Source organism: Empedobacter sp. UBA2044, assembly GCF_002333005.1.
GTDB lineage: Bacteria > Bacteroidota > Bacteroidia > Flavobacteriales > Weeksellaceae > Empedobacter > Empedobacter falsenii_B.
Genome location: NZ_DDBA01000075.1, coordinates 41568 through 62342 on the forward strand (window position 1 = coordinate 41568; position 20775 = coordinate 62342).

Annotated in this window: 20 protein-coding genes and 3 tRNA genes; 9 read left to right on the plus strand and 14 right to left on the minus strand. The window is 31.3% G+C overall.

What is annotated here, in order from left to right:
• Positions 1-243: 243 nt before the first annotated feature.
• The 4 genes from B4E59_RS13700 to B4E59_RS13715 form a co-directional block, all read right to left on the minus strand.
• Positions 244-549 (minus strand): hypothetical protein, encoded by a 306-nt coding sequence (locus B4E59_RS13700; RefSeq protein WP_180906354.1) that lies wholly within the window; start codon positions 547-549, stop codon positions 244-246.
• A 149-nt stretch (positions 550-698) separates the two neighbouring features.
• A tRNA-Arg gene (locus B4E59_RS13705) sits at positions 699-772 on the minus strand.
• A gap of 27 nt (positions 773-799) precedes the next feature.
• Positions 800-874: transfer RNA gene (locus B4E59_RS13710), tRNA-Pro, on the minus strand.
• A gap of 30 nt (positions 875-904) precedes the next feature.
• Positions 905-988, minus strand: a tRNA-Ser gene (locus B4E59_RS13715).
• Between the two features lie 145 nt (positions 989-1133).
• On the opposite strand from B4E59_RS13715, the gene B4E59_RS13720 reads away from it, so the two are divergent.
• The 7 genes from B4E59_RS13720 (at position 1134) to B4E59_RS13750 (ending at position 6874) form a co-directional block, all read left to right on the plus strand.
• Positions 1134-2048: an N-acetylmuramoyl-L-alanine amidase gene (locus B4E59_RS13720; protein ID WP_291053545.1), complete on the plus strand. Its 915-nt coding sequence runs from the start codon at positions 1134-1136 to the stop codon at positions 2046-2048.
• Positions 2049-2204: 156 nt separating this feature from the next.
• Positions 2205-2579, plus strand: a complete 375-nt coding sequence (locus B4E59_RS13725) for a VOC family protein (protein ID WP_038333665.1) — start codon at positions 2205-2207, stop codon at positions 2577-2579.
• A gap of 2 nt (positions 2580-2581) precedes the next feature.
• Positions 2582-2830: a hypothetical protein gene (locus B4E59_RS13730; protein WP_180906344.1), complete on the plus strand. Its 249-nt coding sequence runs from the start codon at positions 2582-2584 to the stop codon at positions 2828-2830.
• Positions 2831-2833: 3 nt separating this feature from the next.
• The gene (locus tag B4E59_RS13735; RefSeq protein ID WP_180906343.1) at positions 2834-3400 is read left to right on the plus strand and encodes a pentapeptide repeat-containing protein; all 567 of its coding nucleotides are present in this window, start codon (positions 2834-2836) and stop codon (positions 3398-3400) included.
• Between the two features lie 429 nt (positions 3401-3829).
• The gene (locus tag B4E59_RS13740) at positions 3830-5062 is read left to right on the plus strand and encodes a hypothetical protein (protein WP_114999950.1); all 1233 of its coding nucleotides are present in this window, start codon (positions 3830-3832) and stop codon (positions 5060-5062) included.
• Between the two features lie 37 nt (positions 5063-5099).
• The gene (locus tag B4E59_RS13745) at positions 5100-6632 is read left to right on the plus strand and encodes an MFS transporter (RefSeq protein WP_180906341.1); all 1533 of its coding nucleotides are present in this window, start codon (positions 5100-5102) and stop codon (positions 6630-6632) included.
• Positions 6633-6646: 14 nt separating this feature from the next.
• Positions 6647-6874, plus strand: coding sequence for a DUF6814 family protein (locus tag B4E59_RS13750; RefSeq protein WP_125350389.1), 228 nt, complete (start codon positions 6647-6649; stop codon positions 6872-6874).
• Positions 6875-7116: 242 nt separating this feature from the next.
• On the opposite strand, the gene B4E59_RS13755 is transcribed toward B4E59_RS13750, so the two are convergent.
• The 9 genes from B4E59_RS13755 to B4E59_RS13795 form a co-directional block, all read right to left on the minus strand.
• Positions 7117-7848, minus strand: a complete 732-nt coding sequence (locus B4E59_RS13755; protein ID WP_038333657.1) for an MBL fold metallo-hydrolase — start codon at positions 7846-7848, stop codon at positions 7117-7119.
• Positions 7849-7944: 96 nt separating this feature from the next.
• Positions 7945-10107 carry a S46 family peptidase gene (locus tag B4E59_RS13760; RefSeq protein WP_038333656.1) on the minus strand — a complete coding sequence of 721 codons (2163 nt, stop codon included), beginning with the start codon at positions 10105-10107 and terminating at the stop codon, positions 7945-7947.
• 251 nt (positions 10108-10358) lie between these two features.
• Entirely contained in the window at positions 10359-12545 is a 2187-nt protein-coding gene (locus B4E59_RS13765) for a polyribonucleotide nucleotidyltransferase (protein WP_038333655.1), read from the minus strand.
• Positions 12546-12685: 140 nt separating this feature from the next.
• Positions 12686-12955 (minus strand): 30S ribosomal protein S15, encoded by a 270-nt coding sequence (gene rpsO / locus B4E59_RS13770; protein ID WP_038333654.1) that lies wholly within the window; start codon positions 12953-12955, stop codon positions 12686-12688.
• 312 nt (positions 12956-13267) lie between these two features.
• Complete coding sequence (locus tag B4E59_RS13775) at positions 13268-14086, minus strand: mechanosensitive ion channel family protein (protein ID WP_280050084.1); 819 nt, start codon at positions 14084-14086, stop codon at positions 13268-13270.
• A 15-nt stretch (positions 14087-14101) separates the two neighbouring features.
• Positions 14102-14308: a hypothetical protein gene (locus B4E59_RS13780; RefSeq protein WP_038333652.1), complete on the minus strand. Its 207-nt coding sequence runs from the start codon at positions 14306-14308 to the stop codon at positions 14102-14104.
• A 1-nt stretch (position 14309) separates the two neighbouring features.
• Positions 14310-14876 carry an RNA polymerase sigma factor gene (locus B4E59_RS13785; RefSeq protein ID WP_038333651.1) on the minus strand — a complete coding sequence of 189 codons (567 nt, stop codon included), beginning with the start codon at positions 14874-14876 and terminating at the stop codon, positions 14310-14312.
• A gap of 187 nt (positions 14877-15063) precedes the next feature.
• Positions 15064-15399 carry a rhodanese-like domain-containing protein gene (locus B4E59_RS13790; protein ID WP_236688192.1) on the minus strand — a complete coding sequence of 112 codons (336 nt, stop codon included), beginning with the start codon at positions 15397-15399 and terminating at the stop codon, positions 15064-15066.
• A gap of 1 nt (position 15400) precedes the next feature.
• On the minus strand, positions 15401-17422 hold the full coding sequence (locus B4E59_RS13795) for a M13 family metallopeptidase (RefSeq protein ID WP_291053552.1): 2022 nt from the start codon (positions 17420-17422) through the stop codon (positions 15401-15403).
• A 339-nt stretch (positions 17423-17761) separates the two neighbouring features.
• Here B4E59_RS13795 and B4E59_RS13800 point away from each other — a divergent pair, with 339 nt between their 5' ends.
• The gene (locus B4E59_RS13800) at positions 17762-18718 is read left to right on the plus strand and encodes an L-threonine 3-dehydrogenase, SDR-type (RefSeq protein WP_219035143.1); all 957 of its coding nucleotides are present in this window, start codon (positions 17762-17764) and stop codon (positions 18716-18718) included.
• Between the two features lie 66 nt (positions 18719-18784).
• The gene (locus B4E59_RS13805; protein ID WP_219035144.1) at positions 18785-20143 is read left to right on the plus strand and encodes an acyl-CoA dehydrogenase family protein; all 1359 of its coding nucleotides are present in this window, start codon (positions 18785-18787) and stop codon (positions 20141-20143) included.
• A 46-nt stretch (positions 20144-20189) separates the two neighbouring features.
• Here the strand turns inward: B4E59_RS13805 and B4E59_RS13810 are convergent, their stop codons facing one another.
• Positions 20190-20690: a YqiA/YcfP family alpha/beta fold hydrolase gene (locus tag B4E59_RS13810; protein ID WP_291053555.1), complete on the minus strand. Its 501-nt coding sequence runs from the start codon at positions 20688-20690 to the stop codon at positions 20190-20192.
• Between the last annotated feature and the right edge of the window lie 85 nt (positions 20691-20775).

Here is a 20775-nt window from a genome sequence, read left to right on the forward strand (position 1 = left end):
CGTCGAACAACGGTCGAAGAATGGTCGAACAACAATCGAACAAACTAAAAAACAACTAAAAATTCATATCGCTCAAAACGATGATAAATAGAGGCATAAAAAAGAATTTTTCTTTTTACTAATTGAATAAATAATGATAGGACAAATACGGACACAAAAAATGTTTTTTTTATAATTATTCTAACTTTTTAGTATCTTTATGAATCTTCGTTTTTTGAAAAATCAATAAAAGACGAAAATTTATTAAAAACTTCCTCCGAAATTAGCACCTTCAAATAGTTTTAAAATTCCAAAAAAAGGAATAAAACTTAAAAGTAATACAAGATATAATATCCTATTTTTATAGTTAAAAATAATGGATATTACTGAAAAAAGTGGACATAAAATAAAAGACCCAAATCCAGTAATAGCTATAAAATCGAACATAAAATTTTGATTTCTTGCTATTTCAGTTCCATCAATACTATACATAACAATAAAGCATAGAAAGAAGAATATTGTCAATCCTATAAATACTCTTGATATGTTGATTTTGGTTGGCTGATTCATACAATTTATTTGAATAAAAATAAGTAAACTTTACAGAAAGCATCTCACTGAAAATAGTGATTTACAATTTTGCTTAAAATTTGATTGTATTGAAGCAGTAATAAACAAAAAACCCATACTGATAATCAGTATGGGTTTTCTTTAGATTGTGATCCAGTCAGGATTCGAACCTGAGACCTACTGCTTAGAAGGCAGTTGCTCTATCCAGCTGAGCTACTGGACCAATCCAAAATTCTATTACTAAAATTCGTCGGGGTGGCAGGATTCGAACCTGCGACCTCCTGCTCCCAAAGCAGGCGCGATGACCGGGCTACGCTACACCCCGAGTGGTGTTTTATTTCTAGCTTTAAAAAAGCGGAGAGACAGGGACTCGAACCCTGGCATCGGTTTCCCGATGACAGATTAGCAATCTGCTCCATTACCGCTCTGGCACCTCTCCTAACTTTTAAAAATAAGACTGATTAGTCTCATAAAGCGGTTGCAAATATATATTGACTTTTATTGCAAAACAAGTCTTTTTAGAAAAAAAATTAAATTATTTGGCTTAATTTTGGCTATTCAAAAGACTATTTAGAACTAAAAGAATGAATTTTAAAGGATTAGTATTTTCGGCAATTTCTTGTTTTTTTATTTTGGCTAGTTGTGCAACTAAAACAGTTCCACCAAAAACAATTACAAAAGTAATTCGTGACACAGTCATTATCAATTCAAAAACAGATCAACCGGAAATGACTCGAGCTGCAAAACTCAACAAGTACAAGGTGACAACAGATTATTATCCATCTATTTCGCAAGATGAACGTGTACGATTTTTAGTGTTACACTACACAGCAATCAACACAGAGTTATCGTTAAAAGTATTGACTCAGAAAGATGTAAGTGCACATTATTTGGTAAATGATTATGATGACAAAACAATTAATCTTTTAGTTGACGAAACAAAACGTGCATGGCATGCAGGTGTTAGTAGTTGGAAAGGATTGGATAATATAAACTTTTCTTCTATTGGTATCGAAATCGTTAATCTTGGAAACAAAGGAACGGATGCTTATCCAAATTACACGCCTTATCCAGATTATCAAATCAAAAAAGTAGGTGAATTGACACAAGATATTGTAAAACGTTATAATATTTCTCCTTTTAATGTAATTGGGCATTCTGATGTTGCGCCAGGAAGAAAACCAGATCCGGGTCCACTTTTCCCTTGGAAAAAATTATATACAGATTACGGTGTTGGTGCTTGGTACGATGATACAGACAAGTATGTATTTTTGCAACAATATCCTTGGGATACAACAAGTTCCGTTTTTATCACACAAGTGCAAACTGATCTTAAGAAATATGGGTACAACGTTCCTACAAATGGAATGATAGACGCGCAAACAAAAAATGCAATTGTGGCATTTCAGATGCATTTCCGTCCAGAAAAATACGATGGAGTTGTAGATGCTGAAACTTGGGCAATCTTGAAAGCATTAAACAAAAAATATAATCCATAAATCAATTTTGATTTATAGTATGAAACTCCTACGTGTTAGGAGTTTTTTATGGAATAAACTTTCAGTAAAATAATATGAATAAATAGCTTAATTTTCATTAAAAATGGAATTGAGAGTTAAGAAAAATTGAAGTAATTTTATCCAAAATAATATAACATGGCTTTTAAAAGTTTGCGCCCAATTATTTGGACGAAAGATTTACAAAAAACAACAAAATTCTATAAAAAATTAGGATTTAAGATTGCTGATCAAAATGAAGATTGGATTTGGGCTTGCTTGCAAAAAGACGATGTAGAAATTATGTTGGCTTATCCAAATGAAGGAGCAGATTTTGAACGAGCTAATTTCACAGGTTCTTTTTATTTTGTTGTAGACAACGTAGACGAGTTGTGGAATCAAGTAAAAGATGATTGCGAAGTTGTATATGAAATTGAGACCTTTGAATGGGATATGCGCGAGTTTGCAATCTACGACAACAATGGTTATATCTTACAATTTGGACAAGAAATAGAAGTTACATTCGAAGATTAATTATGATCTCAAAACGATATTACAACATTATTTTAGCGATAATTATTCTTATTATTCCAATTGTTTTTTACATGATTATTAACACTATGGTTAGTATAAAATATGAAACCGACGGAGTTGACACTTGTATTTCTACTGTAACAGGAAAAAATCTTTGTTCGCAAATCGATCAACTAAAAGTTACTATTTATATTGACATGATTGTGATGATTTTCTGGTTAGCCTTAAGAAACTTAATCGTAAAAAAATAACTTATGGATTATCATTTCGAAGAAAAATTTGAACAAATTAATTTCTCAGAAAATCAAAATATATCTGGTGAATACGAGAATTGCGAGTTTATAAATTGTGATTTGAATGGATTAGATTTAAGCGATATCAAATTTATTCAATGTCAATTTATCGAATGTAATTTGAGTAATGTAACTTTAGAAAACACAAGCTTTCAGCAAGTTGAGTTTATGAATTGTAAAATGATAGGTTTTAATCTCGAAAATTCGAACAAATTTGGGTTAAGCATTTCATTTGAAAATTGTACGTTAAACGACTCATCTTTTTATGAATTACCGCTAAAAAAGACAAAGTTTAGCAATTGTTCTTTACAAAATGTAGAATTTTCTTTCGCAGATCTTAGTCAAGCTTATTTTATGAATTGTAATTTGGCTCACACCATTTTCTATCAGACCAATTTAAAGCAAGCCAACTTCAAAACGGCTTATAATTTCACGATAAATCCGAATGATAATCAATTGAAAGGCGCGCAGTTTTCCAAAGAAAATTGTGTTGGATTATTAGATTATCTTAGAATTACAATAAATTAAAAAAAGGTTTCGAATAAAATCGAAACCTTTTTTATGCTTTCTACTTATACTATTCTAATCAGAATAAATAATTTCAGATTATATTTTACTAAATCATAACATTTTAGAATAAATTACTTCTATATTTTATCAATTAGTCAATAATTATTTCTTGATTTAATAAATAATAAGATTATTATTGCATCTTTTTTTGATAAATTTTCTGAAATAAATCCAACTCAGATTATCAACTTAAAACTTTTCTTGACATTTTTTTAAGAAATTAAAAAAAATATTAGCGTATTATTTACACTAATAAAATAAAAAAGAAATTCTTTATCAAAAAAAGCATTATTATTATTCAATACATTATTTTAGATAAACTTAAGTCTATTAATTAAGTCAATACAAAATCACAAATAATGTACAACTAACACCATTTATTAAAAAATGAAAAAAATTTTTGTCGCAATTGCTCTACTATCCATTTTTGGAGCCACGGAATTGAAGGCTCAATATGCTTCTGAATATGACGGCGGTTTGGTCGTTAAATTAAATCCAGAAGGAAGTAAATATGTCCGATTTATTCTTTGGGGACAAACTTGGTTTCAGGATTACGAAGGAAAACACGCCAATGATGGATTTTCTATCAAACGAGCGCGCGTTCTTGCTTATTCACAAATCAATGATCGATTTATGATTTTAACACATTTTGGTGCAAATGGAATCTATGATAATAATCTTTCTCCGATGGGAAAAAGTACAGATGTATCGTTTTTCTTGCATGAAATGTTTTTACAATATAAGGTAACAAACAATTTAGCAATTGGTGCTGGAGTTCACAATTTTGGTGGAATTTCTCGTGGAAATGGTCAAGGTTCTATCAATATGTTGACCTTAGATAATAACAGAGCTGACTGGTCAACACTTGGTTTGTCTGATCAATTTTCAAATCATTTGGGAATGTTTGCAAAAGGGCGAATTGGAAAACTGAATTATCGTTTAGCATTAAGTGATGCTATTACTAATACTTTAGATGGAAACTCTTCGACAGTTTTAGAAAACGGACAAGAAAAGTATTTAGGAAAAGCGATACTTGGAGAAGGAAAATATGCGGTTTCAGGATATTTTGATTATCAATTTTTAGATCAAGAATCAAATGCTTTACCTTATCGCGTTGGAACCTATTTAGGAACTAAAAAAGTATTTAACATCGGAGCAGGATTTTTCAATCAAAGTAATGCAATTGTCAAAAAAGAAAATGATAATTTGATTGGAGAAAATGTAACTCATCTTGCTGTTGATGCTTTTTATGATGCGCCAATCGGAAAATCTTCTTCGATAACAGCTTATGCGAAATATCAAAATTCGGACATGGGCGAAAATTATGTACAAGGAAATGTTGTAGGAGATGGAAATCAGTTTTCTGGACATGTCGGGTATTTATTGCCTAAAAACATCAAAGAAGGAGAAGGAAAATTCCGTAATAGAATTCAGCCGTATGTAGGATATTCTTACAGAGATTTCAAAGGTCTAGTAAAGCCTGCAAACGAATTAAAATTAGGTGGAAACTGGTACATTGATGGTCAGAATGCTAAAATTTCTGTAGAATATCAAAAATCTTTCGATCAACCAAAACACATGGACGACATGATAACAATACAAGCAATGATATTATTATAAAAAAACACACAAGAATTAACACAAAAACACATTATTTATGAGCGAAACTGCTAACAAAAAAACAATCTGGAAAGTGATTGGTGCTTCCTCGATGGGAACGCTAATTGAATGGTATGACTTCTTTATTTTTGGAAGTTTAGCTGTTGTAATTTCTACTAAATTTTTCCCTGCTGACAATCCTACAGCTGCCTTTTTATCAACATTAGCAACATTTGCTGCTGGATTTGTTGTACGTCCATTTGGCGCGTTATTCTTTGGTCGATTAGGAGATATTATTGGTCGTAAATATACATTTATGGCAACTTTAGTATTAATGGGAGGAGCAACTTTTTTAATAGGATGTATTCCATCTTACGAATCAATTGGTTTTATCGCACCTTTATTAGTATTAATCTTACGTTTATTACAAGGTTTAGCACTTGGAGGCGAATATGGAGGTGCTGCAACATACGTAGCAGAACACGCACCAGACGGAGAAAGAGGATATTGGACTTCTTGGATACAAACCACTGCAACAGTTGGTTTATTTGTTTCGTTATTGGTTATTTTATTAACGAAAACATTATTATCAGAAGAGCAGTTTGACCTTTGGGGATGGCGAGTTCCATTTATCTTATCAATCTTAATGGTTTACGTTTCATATTTGATTCGTAAAAATATGGACGAATCGCCAGCTTTCAAAAAAGCAAAAGATGAAGGAACAACTTCTAAAAATCCTTTGAAAGAATCTTTCGGGAATCGTTACAATATGAAATTCGTTTTATTAGCACTTTTTGGAGCTGTGATGGGACAAGGAGTTGTGTGGTATACAGGTCAGTTTTACTCGATGAGTTACATGAAAACGGTGATGAATGTAGAATCTGATCAAGTAGATTCTTTGTTAGGAATTGCTTTATTATTTGGTACACCTTTCTTTGTGTTCTTTGGATGGCTGAGTGATAAAGTTGGTCGAAAATGGGTGATGTTAATCGGAATGATTGTCGCTGTATTCTCGTATCGACCAATTTACGAATCAATGTATCAAACAACAAATCTTGAAAATAAAGAAGTAATTGCAGCACAAACAATTGAAAAAGCTGAAATCAAAAATGTTGACGAAAAATCTGATTCTATTTATACAATTCAAAAATCATTTACAGATGGCACGACTTATAAACAAGTTACAACGCTTCATTTAGAAAATGGTCAAGCAAAAATTGTAGATGGAAAAGTAAGTGAAATTGTAAAAAAATCGACACATATTAATAGTGGTGATAAATGGAAATTAGTTGGATTAATTTGGATTCAAATTATTTTTATCACAATGGTTTATGGTCCAATTGCTGCGTTCTTAGTAGAAATGTTCCCTGTTAAAATTAGATATACATCGATGTCTTTGCCTTACCACGTAGGAAACGGAATTTTTGGAGGTCTTTTACCTGCTGTTTCTACTTATTTGGTAACAAATGCCAAAAACAACGGAGATCCACAGTTTTACTTAGAGGGTCTTTGGTATCCTATTGGAATTGCGGCTGTTTGTTTTATCATCGGAGCAATTTATATCAGTAATAAAGACAGAAATGTTAACTAAAAAACTAATTAGAAATGGAAACAATTAAAAAAATATTAGGAATCGTTTGGATCGCATTATCACTTGTTTTAGCCTACTTTTGTATCATGGAATTTGGAATTCCAAAATTATCATCAGGTTCGCAAGATGATTTAGTATTCGGAATTATTATTCTATTTGTCCTTACACCAATTATAGTTATTGGAATGGCACTTTTTGGATATTATGCTTTACTCGGCGAATATAGCGAAGAAAAAATGTAAAAAACTACACACGAAATCCTCAACACATGTTGGGGATTTTTTATATAAAATGTATTTTCAATAAACGTTTTTATTAAATCCATAAAAAACAAATCATAAAACGTTAATATCTTTTTAAGAGTTTTAGCATAGTTTATGTCAATTAATTTTAAAATCAACAAAGGTACTCGAAGTTAAACTGAAATATAATTCAAATACAAAAAACCTTGCAAATACAAAGCTTTTCATTTATAATATAATTTCTAAAATTGTTTTATATCTGTTCTTTTTCCGTGATAGAAAAGTATTTTCCAGTGTTCTGTTTTCGCATCAACTTCCCACCGCAAACGATCTTCCATCGCTTTTACACCATCTACATCATTCTTGAAAGCAGCATGATATTTAAAATAATTTAATTGAGGTAGATTGTCAGCTCCATAAAATACAATTTCATCATTTTCTTTGATCCAAAAAACTTGTTGAAACGGAACGTGTCCTCCTGTTACTTCGAATTTGATATTATCCGTTATATTTCCACTATCATCATTCATCCATACAATATTTTTGAATGATTTCAACTTTTCTAAACGATCATAGTTATAAGAATTATTTGTTTGAACAACCGCATAATCATACTCGCGTTGTTGAATATAAATTTTTGCTTCAGGAAAGTTACATACAAACTGATCCCCTACCCAATTTCCAATTCCGTTGATATGATCTTTATGTAAATGCGAAATCAATACTTTCGTAATTTGATTTGGATTAATATTATATTCGCGTAATTTTTTTAGAATGATAGGTTCACAATCTACTTCAGTTCCGAAACCACAATCAATCAAAATATTTTCATCTCCAATTTGTATCAAAAATGGACGAACAATAAGATTATATCCGTCAGCGGGATTTTTAACATCAATATTATCACCTAAATAATGAAACTCTTTTTTTGCATCAACATGAAAAACACCTTCTAAAAGAGGAATAACTTTCATTTACTTTTATTTTTTACAAAGGTAATTCGTTTAGATTCTCTCTACAAAAAAAGGCTTCCAAAATAGGAAGCCTTAAAAATTATTATGATTCAAATCTTATTTTACAATTGTCATTTCATCAACGATGTGTTTTGCTCCAGCAAATTTATCAACAACCCATAAAACATAACGAATATCTACAGAAATCGTACGTTGTAATTTAGGATCAAAGATAACGTCACCAGCCATTGCTTCAATGTTTCCGTCGAATGCAATACCGATTAATTCACCTTTACCATTCATTACCGGAGAACCAGAGTTACCTCCTGTAATATCATTGTTTGATAAGAAATTTACGTGTAAATATCCATCTTTATCTCCATATTGTCCATAATCTTTCGCTTTCGCTAAATCTAATAAACGTTGTGGATTTTCGAACTCTTCGTCACCTGCGATGTGTTTTGCAACTGTACCTTCTAATGTTGTGAAATAGTTAGAAGCAACATCTGGTTGACGTTTTGGATTTGTACTTTTTGGTAAATTTTGAATAGAACCGTAAGTTAAACGTAACGTAGAGTTAGCATCTGGATATAAAATATTTCCGATTTTAGACTCACGTAAACCTTTTACCAATAAACGGAAGTTTTTAGAATAAACATCATTCAATTTTGCTTGTTCATCAGTTTGCTTAGAAGCTCTTTCTACTAAAGCATTTGACAAAACATATAAAGGATCTTTTTTCAAGACTTCTACATCTGGAGAAATTAAGAAATTCTCAACTTGTTTTTGATCAGCGAAGAAACTTCTTTCAACAGCATCATTTACATAAGCTGTAAAGTTCTTGTTATTTTGCTTCGCTAAATCAGCAACATAAGGCGCTAAACCAGCTTCGCTCGCTTTAGAAGCATAAAGATTTAATTGAGCAGCCAATAAATCTTTTTCTAAAGGTAAATACATTTTTTCGTAATATGCATTGATTGCATTCTGAATTTTCGGACGCATTTCATCACGTTTTGCATCATTCGCTGCTGCATAGTTTTCTAATGCTTTTCCAATAGAATATGGCGCACTTGCTAAAGTTGAGTAACGCAATAAAATGTTGATGTAATTGTTATGACGAGCATCTAAATTTGTTTTCGCATAATAATTATTCAAATTCGAAACAACATCACCATATTCGGCTTTGTTTGCTCCTTTTTGAGCCCATTTATTGAATTTTTCTTCTTCTTTTGTTTTCTTCGCAACAGTTCCGTGAAGTTTTAAAGCTTCGATCATTCCATCACGATTTTTCCAATAGTTCGCAACTCCAGCATATTTAGAAGCATAATCAATATTTACTTTTTGATTTTGCTCCATATATTTTTTCATTTGATCCATTGTCACTTTAGAAGCTTCAACCCATGCAGGATAAGCGTACTCTACATTTTGAGCAACACCTTGCGCTGGCATCCAACGATTTGTACGACCTGGATAACCTAAAATCATAGCGAAATCATTTGGTTGATATCCTTTTAAAGAAACTGGTAAATGATGTTTTGGTTGCAACGGAACATTGCTTGTAGAATAAGCTGCAGGATTTCCATCTTTGTCACCATATACGCGGAACATAGAGAAATCTCCTGTGTGACGTGGCCATTCCCAGTTATCTGTATCTCCACCATATTTTCCAATAGAACTTGGAGGTGTTCCTACTAAACGTACATCCTCATAGTCTTGGTAAACAAAATAGTAATATTCATTTCCTTGGAAGAATGAACGAACAGAAACAACATATTTTCCGTTTTCACTGTTCTCTTTTTCAATTTTTGCAATCTCTTGGTTAATCGCTTTTTCACGATCTAACTCAGACATTTTATCATTTACAACACCTAAAATACGTTTAGAAACATCATCCATACGAACGAAGAAACGTACTTTTAAGCTTTTTGGTTTTAACTCAGCAGCTTTATCTTTCGCCCAAAAACCATCTTTTAAGTAATCATGTTCTGGAGCAGATAATTCAGCAATAGCACCATAACCACAGTGGTGATTTGTCAAAACTAAACCTTGTCCAGAAACCATTTCAGCAGTACATCCACCACCAAATTGTACAATAGCATCTTTTAAAGAGTTATTGTTGATACTATAAATTTCTTCTGAAGTTAATTGTAAACCTTGTTTTTGCATATCACGGTGATTCAGACGCTCGATAAACATCAAAAACCACATTCCTTCGTCAGCTTTCACTTTAAAAGGAAAAAGCATAACCACTAAAAGCGTGGATAATAAAAATTTTTTCATTATTTGTTTGTCTTCAATTTTACGAATTGCTAAAATAATTGATTATCTGAAGTTCTCCTAATCTTTAAGTATTTAATAAAGTTTTACTGAGGTTTTATTGTTAAAAAAAGATTATTTTTATTTAATTAACACAAAATTTGAATCGTGAAAGTAAAAATTAAAATCATTAATCTACTTTAGGTTATGATTGGTTTTATAGAACAAAAAAATCCGAGAAAATCTCGGACTTTTTACTTTATATCAAAACTTAATTAAGCTTCTTTATTATCTTGAGGTTTATCCTCTTTTTTCTCTGCTGATTTAGCAGGTTTTTCTGTTCTCTCTGGTTTTGGCAACAAAGCTTTACGAGATAATTTCATTTTCTTTTTATCATCGTAACCTAAGAATTTAACATCAATTTTATCACCGATGTTTACAGAATCTTCAACTTTTTCAAGACGTCTGTGCTCTAATTCAGAAATGTGAACTAAACCTTCAACTCCTTTTGCAATCTCTACAAACGCTCCAAATGGTTTGATAGATTTTACAACTGAATGATATGTTTCACCAACTTCTGGAACGAAAGCAATTTGTTTGATTCTTTCTACAACACGATCGATGTTTTCTTGAATCACACCATTGATTTCTACACGTCCTGTTGTATCTAACTCAGTAATTGCAATAACTGTTTCAGTTTCTTTTTGCATTTCTTGAATTACTTTTCCTCCAGGTCCGATTACTGCTCCAATGAATTCTTTAGGAATTTCAATTACAACAACTTTTGGTGCATTTGGTTTCAATTGTGGACGAGGTGCTGGTAAAGTTTCTAATAATTTACCTAAAATGTGCTCACGACCTTCTTTTGCTTGTAACAAAGCTGTTTCCATGATTTCCATAGATAAACCTTGTACTTTAATATCCATTTGACAAGCTGTGATACCGTCTGCAGTTCCTGTTACTTTAAAGTCCATATCTCCTAAGTGATCTTCATCTCCTAAGATATCAGACAATACTGTAAATTTCCCTGATTTAGTATCTGTGATTAACCCCATTGCAATACCTGAAACTGGTTTCTTCATTTGTAAACCAGAGTCCATAATTGCTAATGTTCCTGCACAAACTGTTGCCATAGAAGAAGAACCGTTAGATTCTAATACTTCAGAAACAATACGAACTGTATAAGGACAATCGTCAGGTAACATTTGCGCTAAAGCACGTTGTGCTAAGTTTCCGTGACCAACTTCACGACGAGAAGTTCCTCTTAATGGACGAGCTTCACCTGTTGAGAATGGAGGGAAATTATAGTGTAAAAAGAATTTTTCGTCGAAGTTTGTTACAACTCCATCAACCATATTAGCATCTTTAGAAGAACCTAAAGTTACTGTAGCTAATGCTTGAGTTTCCCCACGTGTGAAGATTGCAGAACCATGAGTTGATGGTAAATAATCAACTTCTGTCCAAATTGGACGAATCGTTTTTGGATCACGTCCATCTAAACGAATTCCTTCGTTTAAGATTAATTGACGTACAGCTTCTTTTTGTACATCGTGGAAGTAAATGTGAGCAAAAGGAGTTACACGAGCTAACTCTTCTTCATCTCCTTCGTATTGAGCTAAGAAATCTGCTTCAACTTGAGCAAATTTATCACCTCTTTCGTGTTTATCAGATGGGTGTTTAGCGATATCATAAAATTTATCATATCCATAAGCCCATACTTTTTCGCGAATTTCTTCGTCGTGTGTTTCGTGGCTATATTCACGTTTTGGTAAAGATTTACCTACTTTCGCTGCTAAACTTTCTTGTGCTTCAATTTGTTTTTTAATCTCAGCATGAGCAAATTCAATTGCGTCTAACATTTCACGTTCAGAAATTTCGCTCATCTCCCCTTCTACCATTACAACAGAATCTTTAGAAGCACCAACCATAATGTCGATATCTGCTTGGTCTAATTGTTCTTTTGAAGGATTAATCATTAACTCACCATTCAAACGAATAACGCGAGCTTCTGAAATTAATGTGAAAGGAATATCTGTAATTGCAATGGCTGCTGATGCAGCTAAACCAGCTAAAGCTTCTGGCATTACATTTTTGTCGTAAGAAATAAGTGAGATCATGACCTGAACCTCAGCATGAAAGTCTTCTGGAAACATTGGGCGTAAAACACGGTCTACAAGACGCATTGTTAATACTTCATCATCTGATGGTTTTGCTTCTCTTCTGAAGAAATTCCCTGGGATGCGTCCTGCAGCGTAAAATTTTTCTCTATAATCTACTGTTAAAGGTAAAAAATCTACACCTGGATTTGCTTCTTTGTTTGCTACAACTGTAGCTAATAACATGGTGTCGCCCATGCGTACAACCACAGATCCGTCAGCTTGTTTTGCTAATTTCCCTGTTTCGATTGTAATTTCTCTTCCGTCTGAAAGAGTAATTTTTTCTGTGATCGCCTGTGGAATCATTCGTCTTCTTAGTATTTAATTCGTCTAAAGTTAAAGCCGTTTGCTTTAACTGCATTATATAAAGATAAATATCTTATTTTAATTTATAACAAAAAAAAAGGCAATTTCTACGTAATTGCCCTTTTATATTGTGTTTAAAATTACTTACGTAATCCTAATTCAGCGATAATCGCACGGTATCTTGTGATATCTTTTTTCTTTAAGTAGTTTAATAACGCTTTACGCTTACCAACTAACATAACTAATGATCTTTCTGTATTAAAATCTTTGTGATTTTTTTTCAAGTGACCAGTTAAGTGGTTAATTCTGTAAGTGAATAATGCGATTTGCCCTTCTGCAGATCCTGTATCTGTTGCAGATTTACCATGCTTTGCGAATAATTCGCTTTTTACTTCTGATGTTAAGTACATGCCAATATTATTTAATAATTATTATGTAATGAGGTGCAAATGTACAACTATTATATGAAATAATAAACTTTGTACAAAAATAAAAGTGACCGATTGGTTAATTCGGTCACTTTTTAAAAATTTGGTTTAGTTTGATTTAGATAGATAATAGAAAGTGATGTTTTAATTTTCTACTAAATCAGATAGGTTTGTTAGTTGTAAAAGACTTGCTTTCACGATTTTTGGTTGGTAGGTTAAAAGTCGGCTTAGTTTTTTAATAAGTAATTAATAGGTTGGTTAATAATTATTAAAAATAGGTTTGGGTAGGTAAGATTAATCTTCTATAATTCGTATTTTTTTATTCGTGATAACTTTTATCGGATACACAATTTTTTCATTTTCTGTTTGTATTGTCATACATATATTATTAATTGCAATTATCACGCCTTTTGTCTCATCTTCTATGATTACTTTTTGTCCAATTTCAAAATTCCTATTTGTGTAAAACGACAATAATAATCTATAAATAATATCTTTAGAACCTAATCCAAATGCAATTGCCAATGTCAAAAATATTGATCCTAAAATTAATGACAGATTATTTGTAATTAGCTCTGTATTAACACCTGCTTGATTTAATGAAGTAATTATCGTAAAAATAAGGATGATATAAAAAATGATATTACTAATAATATTTGCTCCGTTTAAATCAATTGATTTAATTAAACTTCTTAAAAAAGTTTTGATATAGTTAGCCAAATAAAATCCTCCAGCAAATATTAACACTGCACTAAAAAATTGTGGCAGATAATCTACAATTCTTCCTATTTGGTTAGAAACGACTGTTAATCCAAAAATATCAGATCCTATAATAATGATTAACAAAATAATAAACAATCGTACAAATTGTAAAATAATCTTAGAAGGATCTATTTCAATAGAGGAGTTTTTCAACGCTTCACTGTTGTTTAAAGCATTTTTTAATTTATCTATCTTAGATAATTTTAATATGTACTTAGTCAATATTAGAATCAATCTTAGCAAGATATATGACAGGATAATGAATATAATACCTCCTACAACTTTAGGAAAAACGAGTACCATTTCTTGATATAAACTTTCTAACAAGCTAAAATTTAAACCTATATTCATATAATCTATTTATAGTTAACCTTCTTTATCTTTTTTGTTCGGTTTGTTAGTTGATTTTTTTCCGATTCCGAAGAAATTTCCAATTGTGCTTGGATATTTTACTGAAACCAAATCGGCTACCTCCAACGATAATTTTATTAAAGCAACATCATCCATAACTTTTTGTTTTATTGTTTCTGGAAGCTTTTCATTGGCTAGTATAGTCTTAAAAGGATTTTCCATTTTACAAAGCGTTATAAATTTTTAGTAAACGATTTTTTGCTCTATTCAATCTCATCTTAGTTGCACTTTCACCAATCTCTAAAGTTTCTGAAATTTCTTTGATTGAAAATTCATCTTGATATTTCATGAGTAATATAGATTTCTCTTCGACATCCAACTCCTTTAGGGACTGCGTTAGTTTTTCGATTTTTAATTCAAAAATTTCTTTGTCATCAATAATTTCATCATTATAGTTATCAACCAAATCATCCGTTACCGAATAATTTTTTCTTTCTTCTTTTATCTTTCGTTGCACATGATTGACACAAAAATTATATGTAAAAGAATATAACCAAGTAGAGAATTTAGATTTTGATTGATATGTTTTCAGTTTTACAAACAACTTTACAAATATATCGTGCGTCATATCTTGTGCCTCAGCTTGATCCTCTACAAAACTCAAACATTTATTATATACCGTATGTGCATACCTATCATACAATATACCGAACAAATGCTGATTTTTTGTTTCGACAATCTTATACACCAAAATGTCATCTGCAATATTTTCTATAGAATCTTTTGACATTTTAACTGCTTACATTTAATATGACACACCTATTCTTATTTGGTCACTCATTTTTTTAGCTTTTTTTATCAAAAAAAATTAAATAATTTTAATTTAATCGAATATCTATTTAAAATACAATAATATACAAAAAAAAACCGACAAATAAAAATTTATCGGTTTTTTATGAATAATAATTAATTACGAATTATTTCTCCAAAACATCTAAGACATCTTGAAAACCTCCTCCATTAAAAATTTCGTCTACACCTTGCGCTTGCAAATATTGTGCAGCTTGACCTGAACGGTTACCGCTTCTACAAAAAACTACTATAGGTCTTGACATTGCTTTAAATTCCTCTACTCTTGTAGGAACTTCTCCTAATGGAATATTGATTGCATTTGGAACAAATCCATCTGTATCCAATTCAAAAGGCTCACGAACATCCACTAATGTTACATTAGCATTGTTTATTGCTTCAACTGTTGTCATTTTAATAATTCTATTTCTATTTTTTATCCAATCAATAATTTTGCCAAGCATCTTACCAAATTCTAATACGGTCTTTTGGTGCTTTGTACAATTTATCTCCTGGTTTTGTTTTAAACGCATCGTGGAACGCATCAATATTAACGATTGGTCCAAAAGAACGGTAATATCCAGGAGAATGTGGATCTGTTTTCACTTGATTTACTAAAGCTTCGTCAGTCGCTTTTGTTCTCCAAATAGTTGCCCAAGATAAGAAGAAACGTTGTTGCGGAGTATATCCATCTATGTTTCCGTAAGTTCCTTTATCTTTTAAATACATTTGCAAAGCATCAAAAGCAACAGAAGCTCCTCCTAAATCTCCAATATTTTCTCCAGATGTAAAAATTCCATTTACATGTGTTCCTGCTACTGGTTCGTAAGCATCATATTGTCTTGCTAAAGCACCTGTTGCTGCTTTAAATTTTTCTTCATCTTGAGGTGTCCACCAGTTCACTAAATTTCCATCTCCGTCAAATTTAGCTCCCGAATCATCAAATCCATGAGAAATTTCGTGACCAATAACTGCTCCAATTCCTCCAAAGTTTACAGCTGCATCTGCTCTATAATCATAGAATGGTGCTTGTAAAATTGCTGCTGGGAATACAATTTCGTTATTTGTTGGATTAAAATAAGCATTAACTGTTTGTGGAGACATTCCCCAACGTGTTTTATCTACTGGTTTTCCAAAATCTTTCAAATTATCTTGGAATCTCCATTGACTGTAAGCTAAATTATTTTCAATTAAAGATCCTCTATTTTTAATTGATTTAACTTTAAATCCTGAATAATCTTTCCATTTATCAGGGTAACCAATTTTAACCGTAAATTTATTTAACTTTTCAATTGCTTTTACTTTTGTATCCTTTGACATCCACTCTAAATTATTGATGTGCATATCAAACGATTTAAATAAATAACTAATCAATTCTTGCGCTTTTGCTTTTGCCTCTGGTGGAAAATTATCTTTCACATAAATTTGTCCTAATAACTCACCAACTGTTCCATTTACATAAGCCAAACCTCTTTTATCTAAAGCTCTTTGTTCTTTTTGACCAGATAATTTTTTACCATAGAAGTCAAAATTAATTTTTTCTAATTCAGTTGTAGAAGAATTAGAAAAAGAATCAATCAATTTGAATTTCAAATAATCTTTGATGATTGGTAAATTCTCTTGATTTATGATTTTATCTAAATTTTTGTAATAATCTAATTCACGGATGATTACTTTGTCAGGATTAATTCCGAAAGACTTTACAAACTTCACTACATCAACATTCTTAGAAAAAGCTCCTGCTTCCGATAATGTTACTAAATTATAAGATTTATTTGGATCACGGCTTTCTTCAACAGTTTTGATATATTTTGCCATCATTTTCTCGAAAGCAACAATTTTTGGTCCTTTTAAATCACGAGTTTTAGATCCTGTAAAAGGAAAAACTTGATCGATATATTGATTTAAGTTAGCTAAAGTTTCAGTATTTTTGGCATCCTCTTTTTGGTAATATGTTTTACCTAAAGTTAATCCAACACTTCCTAAATAAACAGCATTTTGCGTACTATTTTTCATATCAGTATAAACAGAAACACCATAAAATGGATTCTCTCCAATTGGAGTAACTTCTGTTAAATACGCTTGTAAATCTGTCAAATTTTTGATTGCATCAATTTGCTTAAAATATTTCTGAATTGGAGCAATTCCTGTTTTATTTCTAGCTTCCATGTTTGTGTAAGCTGAGTATAAGTCAGAAATTTTTTGTTCATTAGAATCTTGAGCATATTTATTATTCAATAAATCTTTTACCAATTTCAAAGAAACCTTATCTGTATTCTCTCTCAATTCATCGAAACTTCCCCATCTTGCTCTATCAGATGGAATTTCTGTAATTTTCATCCAATTACCATTTACATAATTATATAAATCATCTTGTGGACGAACAGACTTATCCATATAATTTGGATTAAAAGCCTGATATGATTCTTGCGCAATTGCTAAAACAGAAGTACATGCAAATGCAGCAACAAATAGTTGTTTTTTCATATTTCTACTAAGTATTTTTGATATGATATGTCGAAATTAATACGACCTTTGTTACAAATTTACTAAATAAAGTATTAATTATTCGTGCAATTTTTGACACTTTTGAAGAGGAAGATTAACATTTTTAAAACTTTCAAACCAAAACTCTTTATCATTTAAGATATTTTATATTGTAAAAAGCTTATTAAAACAGAAAATTTTTCTATATATATCATTCCATATTTATATATTTAACAAAAAACAATCGATTTCTTTATTAATATCTAAATATTATTTTACTATATCCATATTCAATAGAAAATCTTTAAATTTGGAACCAAACAAAAGTAACTTTTTAAGATGGAAACCAATACGATTTTGATCACCGGCGCTTTAGGACAAATTGGTTCTGAATTGGCTGAGAAATTAAAAACCATTCATGGAAAAAATAATGTAATTATTTCTGATATACGTGATCCTAAAGATGTTGATTACGACGGAATTTACGAAGTAATTGACGTAATGGATGCTGATCGAATAAAAGAAGTCATTGCAAAACACAATATTAAAACTGTTTATCATTTAGCGGCTCTACTTTCTGGTACAGCTGAAAAAAATCCAATGTTTGGTTGGAAATTAAACATGGACACTTTGCTTACTTTCCTTGAATTAGCGAAAGATAAAGTAATCGATAAAATCTTTTGGCCTTCTTCTATTGGTGTTTTTGGTCCAGATACACCAAAAGACAATACACCACAAAATACAATTCAAACTCCTTCTACAGTTTATGGCATTTCCAAATTGTCAGGAGAATATTGGTGCAAATGGTACCAACAAAATCATAATGTAGACGTTCGTTCTGTTCGCTTTCCTGGTCTTATTTCTTGGAAAACTCCTGCTGGAGGTGGAACTACAGATTATGCAGTTGATATTTATTACAAAGCAATTGAAGATGGAAAATATACTTCTTTCTTGAAAGAAGGAACTTATTTACCAATGTTGTATATGGATGATGCAATAAATGCCATTATTGAATTAATGTCTGCTGATCCAAAACAATTAGGTGAATTTAAATCTTATAATTTAGGAGGTTTAAGCTTCGCACCAGAACATTTAGCAGCAGAAATCAAAAAACATATTCCAAATTTCACAATCGATTATGCACCAGATTTCCGTCAAGCTATTGCAGATTCTTGGCCGTCTTCTATCGATGATTCTGTTGCAAAAGCAGATTGGGGATTTGAACCAAAATTTGATATCGATAAAATGACAACTACAATGTTAGACAATTTGAAAATAAAATTAGGTAAAGCTTAATTTTTTCTTACAATACAATATTTTAGGAATGCTCTTTGATAATTTTTGGTTAAAAAACCACAAAATATGTCAGGAGCATTTTCTAATTTAAAAAATATCGTCCATCTACTAAAATCTGTTAATTTAGAGCAATTAAATAAAATTTCTCAAAAAGTAGATTTACCTCTTTTAATGGAAAACTTTTCTAAACTTGATGATAAACAACTTCAAGGAATGATGAAAATGTTAAATCCAAATAAAAAACACAAAGAACTTCCTCCAATTGATGGTGATTTCTACGATGTTTTTCACACTTTAACTCCAGAACAGCGTGAATTACAATTAAAAGTAAGAGCTTTTATGGAAAAAGAAGTTAAACCAATTGTTAATGATTATTGGCTTCGCGATCAATTTCCTTTTGAATTAATTCCAAAATTTAAAGAACTCAACATTTGTGGCGTCACTTATGATGGTTATGGTTGTCCAAATTTACCTTTTATTATGGAAGGCGTTTTGGCTATGGAAATGGCTCGTGTAGATGCTTCGATTGCAACTTTTTTTGGCGTACAATCTGGTTTGTCTATGGGATCAATTTATATGTGTGGATCGGAAGAACAAAAAGCAAAATGGTTACCACAAATGCAAAAATTTGATAAAGTTGGAGCTTTTGGATTAACTGAACCCGAAGTTGGTTCTGGTGCGGCAGGAGGTTTAACAACAACGTGTAAAAAAACAGAAGAAGGTTGGATTTTAAACGGTCAAAAGAAATGGATTGGAAATGCGACTTTTGCAGATTTAGTGATTATTTGGGCAAGGGATTTAGATGATGGTGAAGTAAAAGGTTTTATTGTCGAGAATAATAATCCTGGCTTTTCTGTAGAAAAAATTAAAGGAAAAATGGCTTTACGAATTGTTCAGAATGGCTTGATTACTCTGAAAGATTGTTTAATTACAGAAGAAAATCGTTTACAAAATGCTAATTCATTTAAAGACACGGCAAAAGTATTGCGAATGACGAGAGCTGGAGTTGCTTGGATGGCAACTGGATGCGCTCGTGGAGCATATGAAAGCGCTTTGGATTACACTCGAAATCGAAAACAATTTGGAAAACCAATTGCTTCTTTTCAAATGATACAAGGACATTTGGTAGAAATGTTATCTAATTTAACAGCAATGCAAACTTTAGTTTTTCGCTTATCTGAAATGCAAGACGAGGGAATTTTACTAGACGAACACGCATCTTTAGCTAAAGTTTTTTGTACAATGAGAACACGCGATGTCGTTTCACGAGCACGAGAAGTAATGGGCGGAAATGGAATATTATTAGAGCATGACGTCGCTCGTTTTGTTGCCGACTCCGAAGCCATTTACAGCTACGAAGGCACAAAAGAAATCAATTCGCTTATTGTAGGTCGATCTATCACAGGATTTAGCGCGTTTGTATAAATAAAATTTAAAAATCCCAATAAATTAATTTATTGGGATTTTTTATCTACTTTTTGTTCTCCAAAAAAGTTTCAAAAGCTTTTTCGAATTCTTCTAATGTGATTAAATGTGTCATTTCAGCATCAAAAATCTGTTCGATATTTCCGTTTTGTTTTTGAAGATTTTCTACAAATTCAATCTGAAATTTTGGTTCGATCACATCATCTTTTAATCCTGTAAAAATTAAATTTGATTTTGTTGGAACTCCTTTTAATAATTGTTCTGGCAAAAAAGGTTTTAAACGTTCTACCGCTATTACAGCAGGATTAAACATCAAAACTGGAACATTTAACAATAATCCCAAATAATAACTTATCATTCCGCCTAAACTTGTCCCTGCAATAAATTCGATTGGTTCCTTTGTAAAATGTTCAATCAAATCTTGAATCAAAGTTGGAGCATTATCGTAATCAATTGATGGTGCATTACATTCTCCCAAAGAATCTAAATATTCTCTCTTTTCATCTGTTACAAAACCTTGGTAGCCGTGTAAGTATGCAAATTTCATTTGTTTAAAATTTTAATAATTTGATACTGAAAACTTTCAGTAGTTAATGTAAAAATACTAAAAAACCCTTTCAGAAAATTTCAGA